15 protein-coding genes, 1 tRNA gene and 1 pseudogene are annotated in these 14,984 nt (G+C 41.1%); 3 read left to right on the top strand and 14 right to left on the bottom strand.

The genetic code is table 11. The features are described from left to right. The 5 genes from UF75_RS12760 to UF75_RS12740 all read right to left on the bottom strand — a co-directional run. On the bottom strand, positions 1-1,004 hold a 1,004-nt coding region (locus UF75_RS12760; RefSeq protein WP_045574978.1), incomplete at its 3' end, for a DUF4153 domain-containing protein. A gap of 35 nt (positions 1,005-1,039) precedes the next feature. Then, complete coding sequence (locus UF75_RS12755; protein ID WP_045574977.1) at positions 1,040-1,252, bottom strand: helix-turn-helix transcriptional regulator; 213 nt, start codon at positions 1,250-1,252, stop codon at positions 1,040-1,042. A 12-nt stretch (positions 1,253-1,264) separates the two neighbouring features. Next, complete coding sequence (locus tag UF75_RS12750; protein ID WP_045574976.1) at positions 1,265-1,726, bottom strand: DUF2975 domain-containing protein; 462 nt, start codon at positions 1,724-1,726, stop codon at positions 1,265-1,267. A 464-nt stretch (positions 1,727-2,190) separates the two neighbouring features. Then, entirely contained in the window at positions 2,191-2,970 is a 780-nt protein-coding gene (gene lepB / locus UF75_RS12745; protein WP_348983053.1) for a signal peptidase I, read from the bottom strand. Positions 2,971-3,004: 34 nt separating this feature from the next. Further along, positions 3,005-3,613 (bottom strand): GNAT family protein, encoded by a 609-nt coding sequence (locus UF75_RS12740; protein WP_348983052.1) that lies wholly within the window; start codon positions 3,611-3,613, stop codon positions 3,005-3,007. A gap of 145 nt (positions 3,614-3,758) precedes the next feature. On the opposite strand from UF75_RS12740, the gene UF75_RS12735 reads away from it, so the two are divergent. Both UF75_RS12735 and UF75_RS12730 read left to right on the top strand, forming a co-directional pair. After that, the gene (locus tag UF75_RS12735; RefSeq protein WP_045574975.1) at positions 3,759-3,986 is read left to right on the top strand and encodes a hypothetical protein; all 228 of its coding nucleotides are present in this window, start codon (positions 3,759-3,761) and stop codon (positions 3,984-3,986) included. Further along, positions 3,983-4,318: a type II toxin-antitoxin system PemK/MazF family toxin gene (locus UF75_RS12730; RefSeq protein ID WP_045574974.1), complete on the top strand. Its 336-nt coding sequence runs from the start codon at positions 3,983-3,985 to the stop codon at positions 4,316-4,318. Before UF75_RS12735 ends, UF75_RS12730 begins: the two co-directional genes overlap by 4 nt. A 263-nt stretch (positions 4,319-4,581) precedes the next feature. Here UF75_RS12730 and UF75_RS12725 read toward each other — a convergent pair whose 3' ends face one another. Further along, a complete protein-coding gene (locus UF75_RS12725) occupies positions 4,582-5,187 on the bottom strand; it encodes a hypothetical protein (protein ID WP_045574973.1) in 606 nt (201 codons plus the stop codon). A gap of 147 nt (positions 5,188-5,334) precedes the next feature. Here UF75_RS12725 and UF75_RS27105 point away from each other — a divergent pair. Further along, positions 5,335-5,603, top strand: a pseudogene (locus UF75_RS27105) (transposase); the annotation flags it as partial. A gap of 329 nt (positions 5,604-5,932) precedes the next feature. Here UF75_RS27105 and UF75_RS12720 read toward each other — a convergent pair. From UF75_RS12720 to UF75_RS12685, 8 genes are all read right to left on the bottom strand, one after another. Continuing rightward, positions 5,933-6,475, bottom strand: coding sequence for an AAA family ATPase (locus UF75_RS12720; RefSeq protein ID WP_045574972.1), 543 nt, complete (start codon positions 6,473-6,475; stop codon positions 5,933-5,935). A gap of 607 nt (positions 6,476-7,082) precedes the next feature. After that, positions 7,083-7,168: transfer RNA gene (locus tag UF75_RS12715), tRNA-Leu, on the bottom strand. 60 nt (positions 7,169-7,228) lie between these two features. Beyond that, positions 7,229-8,215 (bottom strand): acetyl-CoA carboxylase carboxyltransferase subunit alpha, encoded by a 987-nt coding sequence (locus UF75_RS12710; RefSeq protein WP_045574971.1) that lies wholly within the window; start codon positions 8,213-8,215, stop codon positions 7,229-7,231. Beyond that, positions 8,199-9,119 (bottom strand): acetyl-CoA carboxylase, carboxyltransferase subunit beta, encoded by a 921-nt coding sequence (gene accD / locus UF75_RS12705; protein WP_045574970.1) that lies wholly within the window; start codon positions 9,117-9,119, stop codon positions 8,199-8,201. The genes UF75_RS12710 and accD overlap by 17 nt, the downstream gene beginning before the upstream one ends. Before the next feature lie 2 nt (positions 9,120-9,121). Next, a complete protein-coding gene (locus UF75_RS12700) occupies positions 9,122-9,322 on the bottom strand; it encodes a DUF2007 domain-containing protein (protein WP_034145489.1) in 201 nt (66 codons plus the stop codon). A 66-nt stretch (positions 9,323-9,388) separates the two neighbouring features. Next, the gene (gene coaD, locus UF75_RS12695; protein WP_045574969.1) at positions 9,389-9,895 is read right to left on the bottom strand and encodes a pantetheine-phosphate adenylyltransferase; all 507 of its coding nucleotides are present in this window, start codon (positions 9,893-9,895) and stop codon (positions 9,389-9,391) included. A gap of 80 nt (positions 9,896-9,975) precedes the next feature. After that, positions 9,976-13,554: a DNA polymerase III subunit alpha gene (locus UF75_RS12690; protein ID WP_045574968.1), complete on the bottom strand. Its 3,579-nt coding sequence runs from the start codon at positions 13,552-13,554 to the stop codon at positions 9,976-9,978. 107 nt (positions 13,555-13,661) lie between these two features. Next, complete coding sequence (locus UF75_RS12685) at positions 13,662-14,972, bottom strand: DRTGG domain-containing protein (RefSeq protein ID WP_045574967.1); 1,311 nt, start codon at positions 14,970-14,972, stop codon at positions 13,662-13,664. Between the last annotated feature and the right edge of the window lie 12 nt (positions 14,973-14,984).

Here is a 14,984-nt window from a genome sequence, read left to right as displayed (position 1 = left end):
ACTAACTTCCCGTCTTTTCGGGTGAATCTAATGCTGCTCATCAAAAGACTAAAATTGATTAAGGTAACCATTAATAACTCAAAAAAACCTCTTCGCGCATAGTCTGCATAAGTAAAATCTGGCGGTAAAGCATTATTGAGGGAGCCAAACATATAGGCAAATTGAATCAATAAAAATACTAAGTAAACACAATTAATCACACTCAAGATCGTTATGGAGATGATTGAATCCCAATTACTTTTAATCGATTCCGTGTCTCCTGGCTGCATCTGATTTGGCATGCTATCCTTGGGTTTTAAAAAACTCCACGTATAGCTAAATATAATCATACTGATGAGTAAAACAAGCAATCCCTGTAACGGAAAATCACTTAAGTCAATTCTTACAAACGAACTTAATATTTCATCGATGAAATGCTTGAAGACCCTGTCCGCAGACGTCAGCAGAGAAATGATAATCATTAAGAGAGGAATACAAATTGTCAATCCGATCAAAACTTTCCGGATAACCACATGTTTTTCGGCATTCTTTCTAATACGCATCGAGCTTAATCCTACGACCAAGGGTTTAACGGTATCGCCAAATGCACGCCTAAAAATCCCATAAACTATATCCTTAATAAATCGAGTATCAAACCATTTGTAATTATTATCCTCATTGATGAGTATAGTTTGAGCGACAATCAAAAAAGGTATTATCAAAAAGTTAAACATAGCAAAAATTTGATTTGAGAAGAGAAAATATGTTGATGACAATGCGATTATAGGAACGCTCAAGAGCCATCCGAAACCAAATTTGAACGCAATCTTGTGGCGCAGATTCCCTAAAAAAACCATATAAAAGGCGATTACAAAAAGCGGGTATGAAATCCCTAGTGGTTTTTTATAAAATAAAATGTCAAAGAGTACCCCTAACAAGACTGAACAAATAAGGATGTATATTTCTTCCTTTTTAACGACAGTTATATCAGCCTTTTCCTCTTGAACTATTACTAAATCCTCCATGATGATTGCCCCTTTTCAAGATAATCATTTCAAGATTAGATATCATCCTCTTCGTAAGCTAAAATATCTCCCGGCTGGCAACTTAATGCTTTACAGATTGCCTCTAAGGTCGAAAAGCGTATGGCCTTTGCTTTATTGTTCTTTAAAATTGATAAATTTGCCTGAGTAAGATCTATTTTCAAAGCAAGTTCTGATGAGCTAATTTTTCGTTTTGCCATCATCACATCAAGGTTTACAATAATTGACATAGTGCGCCTCCATTATATTGTTAAATCATTTTCTTCTTTTACAGCCACAGCTTGTCGAAAAACTTCTGCTAGGATAATCGAGAAGAATCCAGTGATGATGAAGACCATGGTTACAATGATGGTCAAAAAAGAATTATAGAAAATTATTTTAAAAACATAACATACTGCAATTAGCAGACAAGAAATAGCGATTCGGTTCAGACTTCTTACGTTATCCATAATAAAGGGATTTTTCTTATTTAAGTTCTTTAATAATTTCCTTATTTCATTAACCACAGTTAAAGCAAATATTCCAGTTACGAATAGAAATCCTAATAAGAAAGAGTAGTTTTCACTGGTTCGCGTATACATAAGTCCTAAATACCATTTCAAAGCAAATGGCAAGCTCAAGAAAATACCAATCCCACCTAAAAAGATAAGGTCCAATATATGCTTAACTATGCCCGAAAAACCTTTTTGATCTAAAATTACCATGCTTGCAAATCCTCCTATAACTGTATTTCCAATATGATTATATACAACAAGTTTCTTATAATCAATATATTTTTATTGTTTATCAATATTATTTTATTGTTTATCACTTAACCAAAGAAAAATCTATGACCTTTTCCATATTTCCATATTTCAATCAGGGTATCTAAGTTAAAAATGACTATTCTTCGCTTAAGAGTAGTCATTTTGAGCAATACTATGTTGTTTTAAATGTGTGTTAAATGGGCCGTCCCCATCACAAAAAATTACCCCGATAGCCAGATTTCACATAACGTTCCGAGGGCTTGCGACGTCGGGTTATTACATTCATATTCTCTCCGATGTCGCGAACCCTCTGTTATGTGATGCACCCGGGCCCCAAATGCGTACTCAAGTAATCTTATCTTGGGCGAACGCTAAAGTTCATTTAACGTATTCATGGCTAAGTTTTAGTAACTTACATTTTGTTATTTTGCTAAAGATCCAAAACGATCAAGTGGCCAATATCGAATGAATACCTTGCCAACGATGTTTTGATTGGATAATTCACCCCAGTAGTGACTGTCCTTACTGTTGTTTCGGTTATCTCCCAAGACAAAATACGACCCTTCCGGAACCACAATAGGGCCGTATGTATAGTCAGGCTTCTCCAGTTCATATGGTTCAGTGAGTTCTTTTTCATTGATAAAGACTTTACCGTCCCTAATCTCAACTTTTTCACCGGGAAGTCCGATAATACGCTTAACCCAATCCCTTCCACTCTGGTCTACGTTTGATGGGGGGCGAAATACAACAACGTCCCCTCTCTTAACCTCTGAAAACTCGTATGATATTTTGTCAACGATCAATCTATCCTGTAGTTGGATTGTGGGAAGCATCGAGGGTGTTGGTACAACTCGAGCGTCGGCCACTGTCGCTCGTAGTCCCCAATAAAATACAAAGGAAAAAACCACGACTTGTAATACATCAAAAATGAGTTTAACTGTTTTATTTCTGTCAAACATGCCATTCCCTCCCACATTCAATTGTCTTACTATTTTCTCGAAATGACCGGTAATCCTCCCAGTATCCGGGAGTTTCACATAATGTTCTGTGTGTTCCCGTAGCGCCATACTACATTCATATTGGCCTTTACATTCACCAGGCCATGTTTCATATAACGTCCCGAGGGTTTTCGACGTCGGGTTACTACCCAAAATGTCCAGCTCTGATGTTGCAAACCCTCTGTTATATGACGTGTCCGCCACAAACGAATACCCCAACTTTTTTAGCCAGTATTAATTAGTCGATACACAGTCCCATCCGAACAAAGTCGAAAAACTTTCCGTTTATATAAAACTCCCTAGTAGTTATTCCTTCTTCAATAAATCCTAACTTTTTGTAAAGAGTAATTGCTCGGGTGTTATCATCTCTAACTCGTAGGTTAAATTTCCGTATAACCTTTGAATCTTTGCCCCAGTCAATCAAATACTCCATCATTGCAGTACCGACACCGAGTCCCCAGTAATCTCTAAGAATAGATATACCGAGTTCTCCGGTGTGCTGTACCCTAGGTCGAGTTCCACCTGAGAAACTCATGCAACCTATGATCTTATTGTTAACTACCGCAACTGTCATAGTTTTTTTTGAGGCGCCTAGCATTTCCTCGATAGCTACAACCTCCTGATCCAATGTAGGAAGAAACTCGCCAGGTCCGAAAGTAAGGAAATCCGTTTCTCCCGCTACCATGCATAAGTAATCGATAATTCTGCTGGCATCCTCTTTGACTGTCTCCCTTATTGAAACCATTTCTCCATTCTTAAGTTCAACTACTTTCATGGCTTTCTCCCTCTCTTTTCCGGACATGTCATATAACGTCCAGGGGGTTTGCGACGTCGGGTTACTACCCAAAATGTTTTCTCCGATGTCGCAAACCCTCTGTTATGTGTAGTGTCCGTCTTGCAAGCATCAATTAAACGAATTCTACCTAAACCTTCTAGTTTCCTTTAAATGGGCATAATACTTATTGATACAAGCATATAAAGGATGGTATGATATGGATAAGAAATGTGATCACGAGGAGAAGGATAATATGCCATTACCTCAAAAGAGCGCGGAAAAAGACTTTGCAGAGTTCGTAAATAAAAACAAAGATTTAATAAACAGAATCGCCAAATCTAATACTACTCAAAATGACGCTGGCGTTACAGTTATTCCAAAAGATGATCCTTGGCGTGAAGAACACGAGTGGGATGAAATGTATAAGGAATTAAAAGAAAAATGATCATTGTTGACAGTGACGTATGGTTTGCTAAATTCCCTCTTGAAGAAGATAATTCCCAATATATTTCCCGACCCGTAATAATCCTTAATTCAGATCGTCTAGAAGTTCTAGTAATTAAGGTCACAAAAACAGCACCTCGAACTAATGATAAATATGATATTCCGATTATATACTGGCAATATGATAATCTCAGATTCAAGTCCACGGCCAGAGTTGCAAAAGCTATATTATTGAGCTCTTCCCAACTTGAATTCAAGATAGGATCACTTCATCCAAGTGACTTCGCCAATATCGAAGAAGCCTTTATTCAATTTATTAGTGAAAACGGGTAACTGGAAGGATCTCTCCACTTTTGGAAGAGGTCCTTTTTTATGTAACCGTTAGGGACCCATAAAACTAACCCAGAACGGACATTACACATAACGTCCCGCGAATTACCGACGTTGCCGGCCCATAGGGATTGGCGCGGCATTTGCCTCTGAATTCTTCCCCATCCTGCAAATGCCGTGGCAAAGGGAATGTCGGTAATTCGCTGTTATCTGAAGGATGCCGACCCCAGACTCAGAGGTTGCCATGGACGGCATCCCCTTGAATATTAAATCTGTAAGCTAACATCCACGAATTCCATATTTTCAGAGTTTCCGATTTCATTAAGATCACTTTGTAGTTGCCCACTGGCATCATAGAGTTCAATGGACTTCAATTCAGATTGAGTCGATGAATAAACGATATATCCCTTATCCACGTTCTCTTTTATGGTTTCTCCATTTTCGAACTTGACTATTATGTATTGAATATCCACAGGTTTCTTGGTATCCGATTTCATGTCCCATTTCGAATTGTTAAAATTTCCATATACAATTGTCCTATTTTGGGTATCCACCTTATTTGCACTAAAACACATACTAATTGGTGTTAGTCCCTGTGCCCTTTTCTCTAGAACGTTGTCCTTGTTGATAAGAAATAATTCTGTATAGGAATGTCCATCGCCAGAGTATTTCTTGGCTAAAACCAACATCTTATCATCCACTGGTTTTTGGGCCAGAATCTGTAATTTCCCTTTGTTTGAGGGTTCAAACTTCTTATAATATAGGTCAACCCTCTCGCTAATTGATTTATTTGTAAGCTGGGAACAACCTCCTAAGATAAGAAAGCTGATGAGAGTAATCATGCTTATCCCGTTTATAAGTCTTCTGCTCATTCGTTAACTCCTTCAAAACTCCACACGCATTTCGCGCCGCGCCATGGACGGCGCGCCCCCTCGGCATCTTTCAGATAACGTTTAAGAATTTGCGCCGCGCCATACCTCTTTCATATTGGCTAAGTGGCGCAAATTCTGTGTTGCGGATTTCTTATTCATATCCTGCCGAGTGGATTTATGAAAATTAGACACTACGGCTTGCTTGGTAATCGTAACAAAACCACCAAACTGAAGATTTGCAACAGCTTACCCATACGCCTCTAGTAACCAAAGAAAAAGCCTCTACGCTTCAACTCATCCAGAAGATCACAGGAATAGACTTATCTAAATGTCCTAACTGCGGATCGGAAAAATCCAAACGGTTTATGAGCTTGGGGAAATCTCCCCCTGCTAATACTAAATTTGCATGTATTTAAGAAGTGCCCTGTAATGGGGAGGGGGAAGTTATGTCTGTTTCAGTATGATTGGAGCTGTTCCGATACACTTGCTACTGTGTTTTTCTCAAAATCAATATAAATTAGAAGGGAGATGAAATATTCAATCCCCATAATCGAGCATAACCCGTCGCGGTTTCGTGCTATTGTAATTATCCAAAGTTAGGTAAGTTTAATCCTCAAGATATCTGTTGTAAGTTACTCAAGCTTTGATTCGGGCTTGAGCTTTTTTGCGCCTAACTTCGGATAATTTGCTATGAAGAATGCGTACTATCTTAACTTCATATTATGCTTAACTGAGGTGTTGATATTTATTTTTCAATAGCAAGCATTACCTGTTCAACACTATTGTCTAAATCATAATTGATAACTTCAATTACAGGGCATTTTACCGTTGTTAACCATGCCTTGTGCTTTGATAAACTCCGTCCATTTCTCGTCCCGCTATCATAGGCTTCTGCCCATTCTATAAAACTTTTACTATCCTCATATTTATCTCCACCACCTAACAGAATTCTATCACTATATCTTTCGTGTTCTCGCAGTTTCAGGCGTTCAATTCTAATCTCTTGTGGCACATACACGAAAACAACTAAATCAAATTTGGGAATTAAGATGTCACCCCATCCAGAAAGCGAACCACTAAGAACCCATTTGTCACAATTCGTTAAATCGGTTTGCATTAGTTGCAAACACTCGTTTCTATTTCTTTCTACTGTAAAAGGTTCTTTTGTATTTTCCCAAAAGTAATTGTCAGAATCAAAATGTGCATAATCAAGCTTACTACAAACATTCTTAGCAATTGATGTTGTTCCTGACCCAGAAGCTCCTAAAATATGTATTCTTTGTTTCATATCATTTCTCCATACTGTGAACAGTATATAATTTTCTAACTTAACTGTTCATAAATAATATTTATTAGTCGAGTAAGTCAGGAGCCTCTCGGCTCCCTTCTCCCCTAAGAACCGTACTTGTTCCTCTCAAAACATACGGCTCAAGTCGGTAATACTCCCTATCTGTAAATCTCGTTCAAAACATTATCCAGTAAGGTTATCTACGAAGCCATTGGAAACAGCATCTTATCATTTAAACGAAATTACAAGATGCCTAATCATCTCATAACTCTCTCGCGAAATATGGGGAAACCTGTCTAGGAAACAATAAACTACCTTTCAGTTTTGGTGCGTGTTCTATCTTTATTATTCAGATTGTTGGAACTTGGTCAATCGTTGGCTTAGGTTACAAACTGCTGATTCTGTATCGTCGCTGTGGGATCCACACTTTCATCAGATCTTAACTATAGACGGGTCTTATGTTACTAGAATCACGTAGTATGAAAACGTAAAAAGCGTGAAATAAATCACGCTTTTTTGTATATTTGATTTTAAGTTTATGGCTTTTTCTAAATTAACATTATATTTTAGGCAAAAATAAAAAGGCCCGAAGGCCTTGATTTTACTGTGGTGGGCGAGGGGGGACTTGAACCCCCACATACTCACATATATCGGATTTTGAGACCGACGCGTCTGCCATTCCGCCACTCGCCCATATTTAACTCCGTCAGATGAATCATGACGGCCTAGTTATAATAACATTTTTCTAAAGCCTTAGTCAAGCTTTTTAGCCAAATTAATCTCTGCTGTTTCTTGGAAAACTCCAATGGCGCGCAACTTCTGATAGCGCTTTTCACGCAGTACTTCAGGACTTTCCAAGCGCAGACGAACGAGATACTTAGAAATGACCTGGGATAATTCTTCGGCAGTTTGATTGAGATTATTATGCGCCCCTCCTTGAGGCTCGCGTACCAATTCATCCGCTACCCCAAGCCTCAACAAATCTTGGGCAGTAAACTTCAAGGCTGCAGCAGCTTCTTTGGCCTTCGCTGTGTCCTTCCAGAGAATCGAGGCGCAGCTTTCCGGAGCAATCACGGAGTAGAAGGAATTCTCAAGCATCAAGACGACGTTTCCAACCCCGAGAGCAAGAGCCCCACCACTTCCACCTTCCCCGATGACGGTACTGATCACTGGGACGTGATAACCGGACATGACGAGCAGACATCGGGCAATGGCCTCACCCTGCCCTCTTTCCTCAGCTCCTAAGTCACAGGCTGCTCCAGGTGTGTCAATAAACGTCAAAATTGGACGGCCAAATTTTTCAGCCTGATCCATTAAACGCACCGCTTTATGATATCCTTCCGGATGTGGCATACCGAAATTGCGTTTAATATTCTCCTTAGTATCTTTACCCTTAACCTGTGCGATGACAGTTACGGCAATTCCGTGGAAAAGAGCGATTCCGCCAGCTATCGAGCGATCATCGGCAAAAAGTCGATCTCCTTTAAGTTCTATGAAATCCTCAAACAACAAGGGCGCATAATCATAGAAATTCGGACGCTCCGGATGTCTGGCGATTTGCACCTTTTGCCAAGGTTCCAAGTTTCCGTAAATTTCTTTTTTCAGAAACGCTGCTTTTTTTTCAAGGGTAGCCACTTCTTGAGAAAGATCAATTCCCTTTTCAGCGGAAAACTTCTGAAGTTCCGAAATCTTCTGTTCTAGTTCTGCGATCGGTTTTTCGAATTCAAATAGTTGCGCCATACTGAGCCCCTTCCTGATGGTACCGCAGTAAACGTGCTAGAACGGACCGCATTTGATTACGGCCCACAATCAGATCAATTAAACCATGCTCTTGATTGAACTCAGCAGTTTGTGCTCCTGCCGGAAGTTCCTGCCTCATTGTCTGTTTTATGACACGAGGTCCGGTAAATCCAATCAAAGCCTTAGGTTCGGCAATTAAAATATCCCCCAGCGAAGCATAGCTGGCTGTTACCCCACCAAAGGTAGGATCCGTGAGCACAGAGATATACAGCAAGTGGTTTTCGGACAGTTTCCCCAAAGCAGCGCTCGTCTTAGCCATCTGATACAGCGAAAGAATTCCCTCTTGCATCCGAGCACCACCTGACGTGGAAACTATAACGACCGGCAAGCGTAATTCGATCGCGTGTTCGATGGCACGGGTAATCTTTTCCCCTACGACCGAGCCCATACTGCCCATCATAAAACTTGCCTCATTTATGGCAATCACAAACGGAACTCCTTCGATCTTGGCACGACCCGTAAGGACCCCTTCTGTTATACCGGATTTTTCTTGAGCCTCAATGAGCTTATCTGGATAGCCGGGAAACTCTAAACAATCTTGGGTGAGCATTCCGGCATCCCATTCTTCGAAACTGTTCTCATCTACTAGTAACTTTAGACGATCTCTACCGGAAATTCGAAAATGATGTTCACACGAAGTACACACCCTCGCATTTTCATCAAGATTTTTATTAAAAAGAACTTCCCCACACCCCGGACATTTAACCCAAAGACCATCGGGTACTTCTTTCTTACTCACTTGTATGGGTTCTTCGGGTGGCGAAAGGTCAGGAGATTTTCGTTGCTCCAAGGGAGTCGATCTTATAGTAACATACTTTGTTTTTCTGAAAATATCCTTAAACATAACTAGCTCCCCATAGCGCTAGTTATTATTTCATGCGCCTCTTCAGCTTCCGATTCTGGAACCAGAATTTCAACTGAAGCATGTTCGCCGAGATGTGCAGAACCAATTGGGCGAAGCTGAACAAGCATCCCTTCATCCGTGAGGATTTTTTTATACTTTTCTGCTATTAACTTATTGGGAGCAATATAAATCACGGTCCACATTTGAAAATCCCCCTTATTAAATCGATTTATGATACCATAGCCCCATTAATTGTGCAACAAACCCACTTAATCCTCATCGTGCAAGTCAGTCCGTAGTCTAGAATTTTTGGCTATTAAAGCCTTTTCTACATGCACAGGTACAAAATCCGAGACTCCAGCATGCAAACTAGAGGCCCACTTGATCGCACTTGAACTTATAAAGGAGAATTCGCTCTGAGTCATCAAAAAAATTGTTTCAATATCTGGGGCGATCTTTTTGTTCATGAGCGCAAGTTGGAATTCATATTCGAAATCAGATAAGGCACGGAGTCCTCGAAGAATAGCTATTGCGCCACATTGCCGGGCAAATTCGACTGTTAGACCCTCAAAAACGCGGACACTAACATTTGGCATGTCTTTCGTGGATTCCAAGAGAAGTTCCATTCTTTCTCCTAGCGTAAATAAGGGAGTCTTTTTACTATCAGCGGCAACAGCTATAAAAACCTCATCAAATAGCTCTTTGGCCCGAACTAATATATCAAGATGACCATTGGTTACCGGGTCGAATGTTCCCGGATAAATCGCAATACGCACATTATTTCTCCTATTCATTTAAGGATGTTGTCATGGGTTTCGCCTTAAAAGGCAAGAATCCTGCAAGTTAATAAACCTTTTTAGGCAAAATTTTTGGCGAGCTTCCAAACCACATTCTGTGAATCCATCACTTCTTGAAGTGCGCTCTTCAGCTCATCTCCATCATTAACCCAGAACTCTCGTTTTACTTCAAGGACTTTTTGATTATCCACAAAGTAAAAATACACCGGTTGACCCCCTGGAAAACGCTTTAATAATTTCAACACGATTGGCATTAACTCACTTTGCTCGTTGTTGAATCTTAAGAAAAGGCGTTTTCCTACCGTTTCAAACATCTTCCCATTACCTTGTAATTGAGGCTCCACCATAGTTTTGTTGTTGTTGTTATTGTTGTTATTGTTGTTAGGTTTGTTTCTGGTTGGGGATCCAGTGGGTTCGGAGTGTACCAATTCCTCAAGCTTGGTAATTTTTTCGGCAAAGAGTTTTTTCTCATCATCTCGGATATTAAATCTGCCGACTACGACCACCACTTGATCATTCTGGAATAAGCCAGTTTGAGCATAAACTCGTGGAAAAACTAAAACCTCGATGCCTCCCGTTAAGTCTTCTAACACAAAACTTGCCATCATTTCGCCCTTTTTAGTCACATTTTGACGAAACCCTGATACTAAACCTCCGAGAGCTACTTTCTTCTCCTCCTCACCTTCTAGGCAAGTGAGAATATCCGAAGAAATATAGGACTGGATCTGTGGCAAAACCGAGGAAAGCGGATGCCCACTTAAATAGAGGCCTAAGTATTCCTTCTCCATATCTAGGATCTCACGATCTAAGAAATCTGGAACTTGAGGGAGGCTAACCCCTTCATTCATATCTTCATCTAAATCGAATAATGAGAACTGTCCAGAAAGACGATCTTTTTGTCGACGCGTAGCGGTGTCTAGAACCTGGTCCAACACCGCCATTGCCTGGGCCCGTGAACAGAATGAACTAAACGATCCAGAACGGACTAAACTTTCCAGAACCCGTCGATTTAAAACCTTATGGTCGACGCGCATACAGAAATCATCCAGAGATTTAAAAAGCCCTTCTTTTCGTGCTTCTAAAATCTTCTCCACGACATTGACTCCCACATTGCGAATAGCACCCAACCCAAAACGAATCGCTTGTTCTTCTATGGAAAACCCAACTTGGCTATACTGAACATCTGGAGGGAGCACTTGGATCCCACTCAAACGAGCATCCTGAATATAGTACGATACCTTATCCGACGAACCCATGACCGTGCTTATAAGCGCTGCCATGAACTCCAAGGGATAGTTTGCTTTTAGATAGGCCGTATGATACGAAATCACAGCATAAGCAGTAGCATGTCCTTTATTAAAGCCGTATTCAGCAAACTTGGCCATCAGATCGAAGATTTCTTCCGCATCTTTGAGCGTCAAACCGATTCGCAGTGCGCCGGGGATAATCCAACGTCCATCTTCAGCTTGCAAGCCATGAATAAAGTTTTGACGTTCCTCTGCCATGATTTCTTTTTTCTTTTTCCCCATCGCCCGACGGAGAAGATCTGCTCGTCCAAGTGAGTAGCCGCCCAGATCACGGGCAATTTGCATGACTTGTTCCTGATAAACAATAACCCCGTAGGTGGATTTAAGGATAGGTTCTAACTTAGGATGGAGATAAGTAATGTTCCCACCTTGTTTGCGGCGGATAAATTCTGGAATCTGTTCCATTGGACCGGGCCGATATAAAGCTACGACCGCGATAATATCCTCAAAACAGGATGGCTTAAGGTCTTTAAGGATGGCCCGCATACCCCCGCTTTCCAGCTGAAAGATCCCCGTACTATTACCCGAAGCTAAGAGCGTATAAGTCAGGGGGTCCTCCAAGGGCAAGGTTTCCAGATCAAGCTTGATTCCCTTAGTTTCCTCGATTCGTCGCACAGCTTCTTGTAAAATCGTTAAGTTTCGCAAACCCAGAAAATCCATTTTTAGAAGCCCAATCTCCTCCACAGCTTTCATGGGGAATTGAGTCATGACAAAGTCCTCTGAAGTTCTCTGCAACGGAAGATAATTCATGAGCGGTTCCTTAGCAATGACGATCCCTGCGGCATGCGTGGAAGCGTGTCGGGTCATCCCTTCGAGAGATTTTGCTAACGTATAAAGTCGTTTAATCTCTTCATCCTCTTCGACCATCCTGGCCAAATCAGGAGCTACCGTTAAGGCCTTCTCTAACGTCATCCCTAAATCCGAAGGAATTGCTTTGGCCACTTTATCAACCCGAAATAGGGGAATCCCCAAGACCCTCCCCCCGTCACGGATTGCCGCTTTAGCCCCCATCGTTCCAAACGTAATAATTTGGCATACCTTATCTACCCCGTATTTTTCCGTAACATAACGGATCACTCGTTCACGACCTTCAGGGTCAAAATCTATGTCAATATCTGGCATCGAGATGCGATCCGGATTTAAAAACCGTTCAAAAAGAAGATCATGACGGAGTGGCTCAACCGACGTAATCCCTAGTAAATAAGCAACCATACTCGCGGCCGCGGACCCTCTCCCCGGCCCAACAGCCACACCATTCTCTTTTGCAAAACGGCAAAAATCTGCCACAATCAAGAAATATCCCGAGAAACCGGTTTGAAAAATGACTTGTAGTTCATAGTCTAAACGTTCACGTTCTCGTTCAGTCATTTGGGGATAAAAACGAGGAAAAGCTTTGCGGCATTCTGCTTCTAAAAAACCATCCAGAGTATATCCTTCTGGAACCTCAAAGACTGGTAAATGGTTTTCCCCAAACTGAAAATCCACCTGACATCGTTTGGCGATTTCCGAAGTATTTGTCAATAATTCTGGGTGTTCACCAAATAACAAGGCCATTTCCCGTTCCGACTTTAGAAAGAATTCCTGACTGGAAAAACGCATCCGGGCTGTATCTGCTAATGTTTTCCCTGTTTGGATGCAGAGTAATGCATCTTGAACGAACGCATCTTCGCGCTGTACATAATGCACATCATTTGTAGCTATCATTGGAATTCCCGTGAGTTCATGAACCTTCCACATGCCGGTGATAACCTTACGCTGGTCCTCTAAACCATGATCCTGAATTTCAAGAAAGAAATTTCCCTTGCCAAAAATCCCTTCATAGTCACGAGCACTTTGAACAGCCATCTCCAATTGGTCATGCACTAAGTAATCTGCTACTTCCCCAGCCAAACAAGCACTCAGAGCAATGATTCCCTTAGCATACTCGCGAAGAATTTCTTTATCCACGCGCGGTTTATAGTAAAATCCTTCTGTATGAGCCATGGAAACTAGTCGAATCAGGTTACGATACCCTTCCTCATTCTCGGCAAGTAAGACTAAATGATAATTAATATCGTCTTTTCCAGGCATTCGATCCGATCGTTTATTCGGAGCGACATAAACTTCGCAGCCAATAATTGGTTTGATCCCCGCTTGATGGCATGCCTTGTAAAAGTCAATAACCCCATACATGACCCCGTGATCCGTAATAGCCAAAGCCGACATCTTTAACTCGACCGCCCGCTTGACTAAATTTTTAATTCGAGCTGCCCCGTCGAGTAAACTAAATTCAGTATGATTATGAAGGTGAACAAATCCGACTTCTGTACTTAAGTTTTCTCCATCTTCCATCCACTTCACATCCCTGTAATATTGTTACTCTAGTATAAAACAAGGTTGTAACAAACTGGTAAACGAGTTATGTTACAACCCCTTTGCATTTAAGTAATTAGCTCAGTTTAGTTGACTAACTTCTTGTCTCCGATTCTAGCTGTCATTAGACCTTTAGCCACTACCGCATTTTTAACGGTGACTTCCACCTCGATATTGCAATGTTTTTTGGCTACTAATAATAGCTTAGCTGTAACTTTTATTTCTGTCCCCACTGCAATCGGCTGAAATTGATAGAGTGTGAAGTTTTCTGTGATTGCATCGAGTCGATACTTCTTACGCAACCCAATATAGCCAGCCATATTCATCACCGTGACAATTACTCCGCAACTTGCCGAGCCATAGTCATTGACCATCGCATTCGTAATTTCCCCTTCGATCGTGAGATGCTCTGCATCGTCGACGTACCGGAACCCACTTAATACTAAGTTATCGACTGTTTCCCCAAACTGAGGTTGCTTCTGAACTTGTTGGTAAGCCTCTATCACGTCTTGCAAGCTTACAATCCCAATAAGTTTACCTTGTTCTGCAACAATTGCAATTTCCCAGCCTTCCCAAACCATGATCCGAGAAATATGGGTGACAGGATCATCTCTTCCTATCAGAAAAGGATTTGGATTCATAACGTCAATAATTTTTGTTTTAACATCTGCACCTGCTACATCTAAAGCTGATACAATACCCATCAACGTCATGTCATCATCAACGACTGGAAAACGGCTGTGATCCGTGTTTTGTGACAGTTTTCGCCAATCATCAACTGTTGCATTGGCCGTCAAATATCTGACATCTTTAACCATGATATCTTCAACTAATATTAGTTCTTTTTGGATTAATCGGTCATAAAGAGCCCGATTAATCATCGTCGTGACTGCAAAAGTATCGTAGGGGGATTGAATTAAGACTAAATCTTTTTGTCGCGCTAAGGCAACGACGTCTTCGTCTGGTTCTAGTCCCCCAGTGATTAACAGTGACGCATTATGGTTCAAAACTAAAATCTGAACGTCGTGACGGTTTCCAACAATGCATAACGCTCCTTCTTCAAGGTAGCGTTCCATAGAATCTAGTTCCATCGCTGCAATCAGAAACTTGTTTGGAGAACGATCGAGATGTTCAAAGCCGCAGATAACAACCCCTTCGGCTATCTGTGAAACTTCACGCAAGGTCAGATCTTCAATTAGTCGCTCTTTGACCCCTTCAATTCGTATCGTCCCCACCTTTGGGATCGAACGGACAAATCCTTTGGCCTCAGCCTCTTTAATAGCCCGGTAAGCTGTTCCTTCACTGACATCTAATTCTTTAGCAATAAAACGAACAGAGACTTTACTGCCAATTGCCAGATCTTCGATAAAGGTTAAAATTTGTTGATGCTTTGTCAACTTAAATAACTC

It is taken from the genome of Desulfosporosinus sp. I2, assembly GCF_000960765.1.
Taxonomy (GTDB): Bacteria; Bacillota; Desulfitobacteriia; order Desulfitobacteriales; family Desulfitobacteriaceae; genus Desulfosporosinus.
This window is presented reverse-complemented; position numbering and strand designations above follow the sequence as displayed.

What these genes read in the sequence shown, in the direction of transcription:
- UF75_RS12730 (WP_045574974.1), top strand. Translation starts at nt 3,983, where the DNA reads ATGATCATTGTTGACAGTGACGTATGGTTTGCTAAATTCCCTCTTGAA.
- accD (WP_045574970.1), bottom strand. Translation starts at nt 9,119, where the DNA reads ATGTTTAAGGATATTTTCAGAAAAACAAAGTATGTTACTATAAGATCG.
- UF75_RS12735 (WP_045574975.1), top strand. Translation starts at nt 3,759, where the DNA reads ATGGATAAGAAATGTGATCACGAGGAGAAGGATAATATGCCATTACCT.
- UF75_RS12700 (WP_034145489.1), bottom strand. Translation starts at nt 9,322, where the DNA reads ATGTGGACCGTGATTTATATTGCTCCCAATAAGTTAATAGCAGAAAAG.
- UF75_RS12720 (WP_045574972.1), bottom strand. Translation starts at nt 6,475, where the DNA reads ATGAAACAAAGAATACATATTTTAGGAGCTTCTGGGTCAGGAACAACA.
- UF75_RS12690 (WP_045574968.1), bottom strand. Translation starts at nt 13,554, where the DNA reads ATGGAAGATGGAGAAAACTTAAGTACAGAAGTCGGATTTGTTCACCTT.
- UF75_RS12710 (WP_045574971.1), bottom strand. Translation starts at nt 8,215, where the DNA reads ATGGCGCAACTATTTGAATTCGAAAAACCGATCGCAGAACTAGAACAG.
- UF75_RS12755 (WP_045574977.1), bottom strand. Translation starts at nt 1,252, where the DNA reads ATGTCAATTATTGTAAACCTTGATGTGATGATGGCAAAACGAAAAATT.
- UF75_RS12750 (WP_045574976.1), bottom strand. Translation starts at nt 1,726, where the DNA reads ATGGTAATTTTAGATCAAAAAGGTTTTTCGGGCATAGTTAAGCATATA.
- UF75_RS12725 (WP_045574973.1), bottom strand. Translation starts at nt 5,187, where the DNA reads ATGAGCAGAAGACTTATAAACGGGATAAGCATGATTACTCTCATCAGC.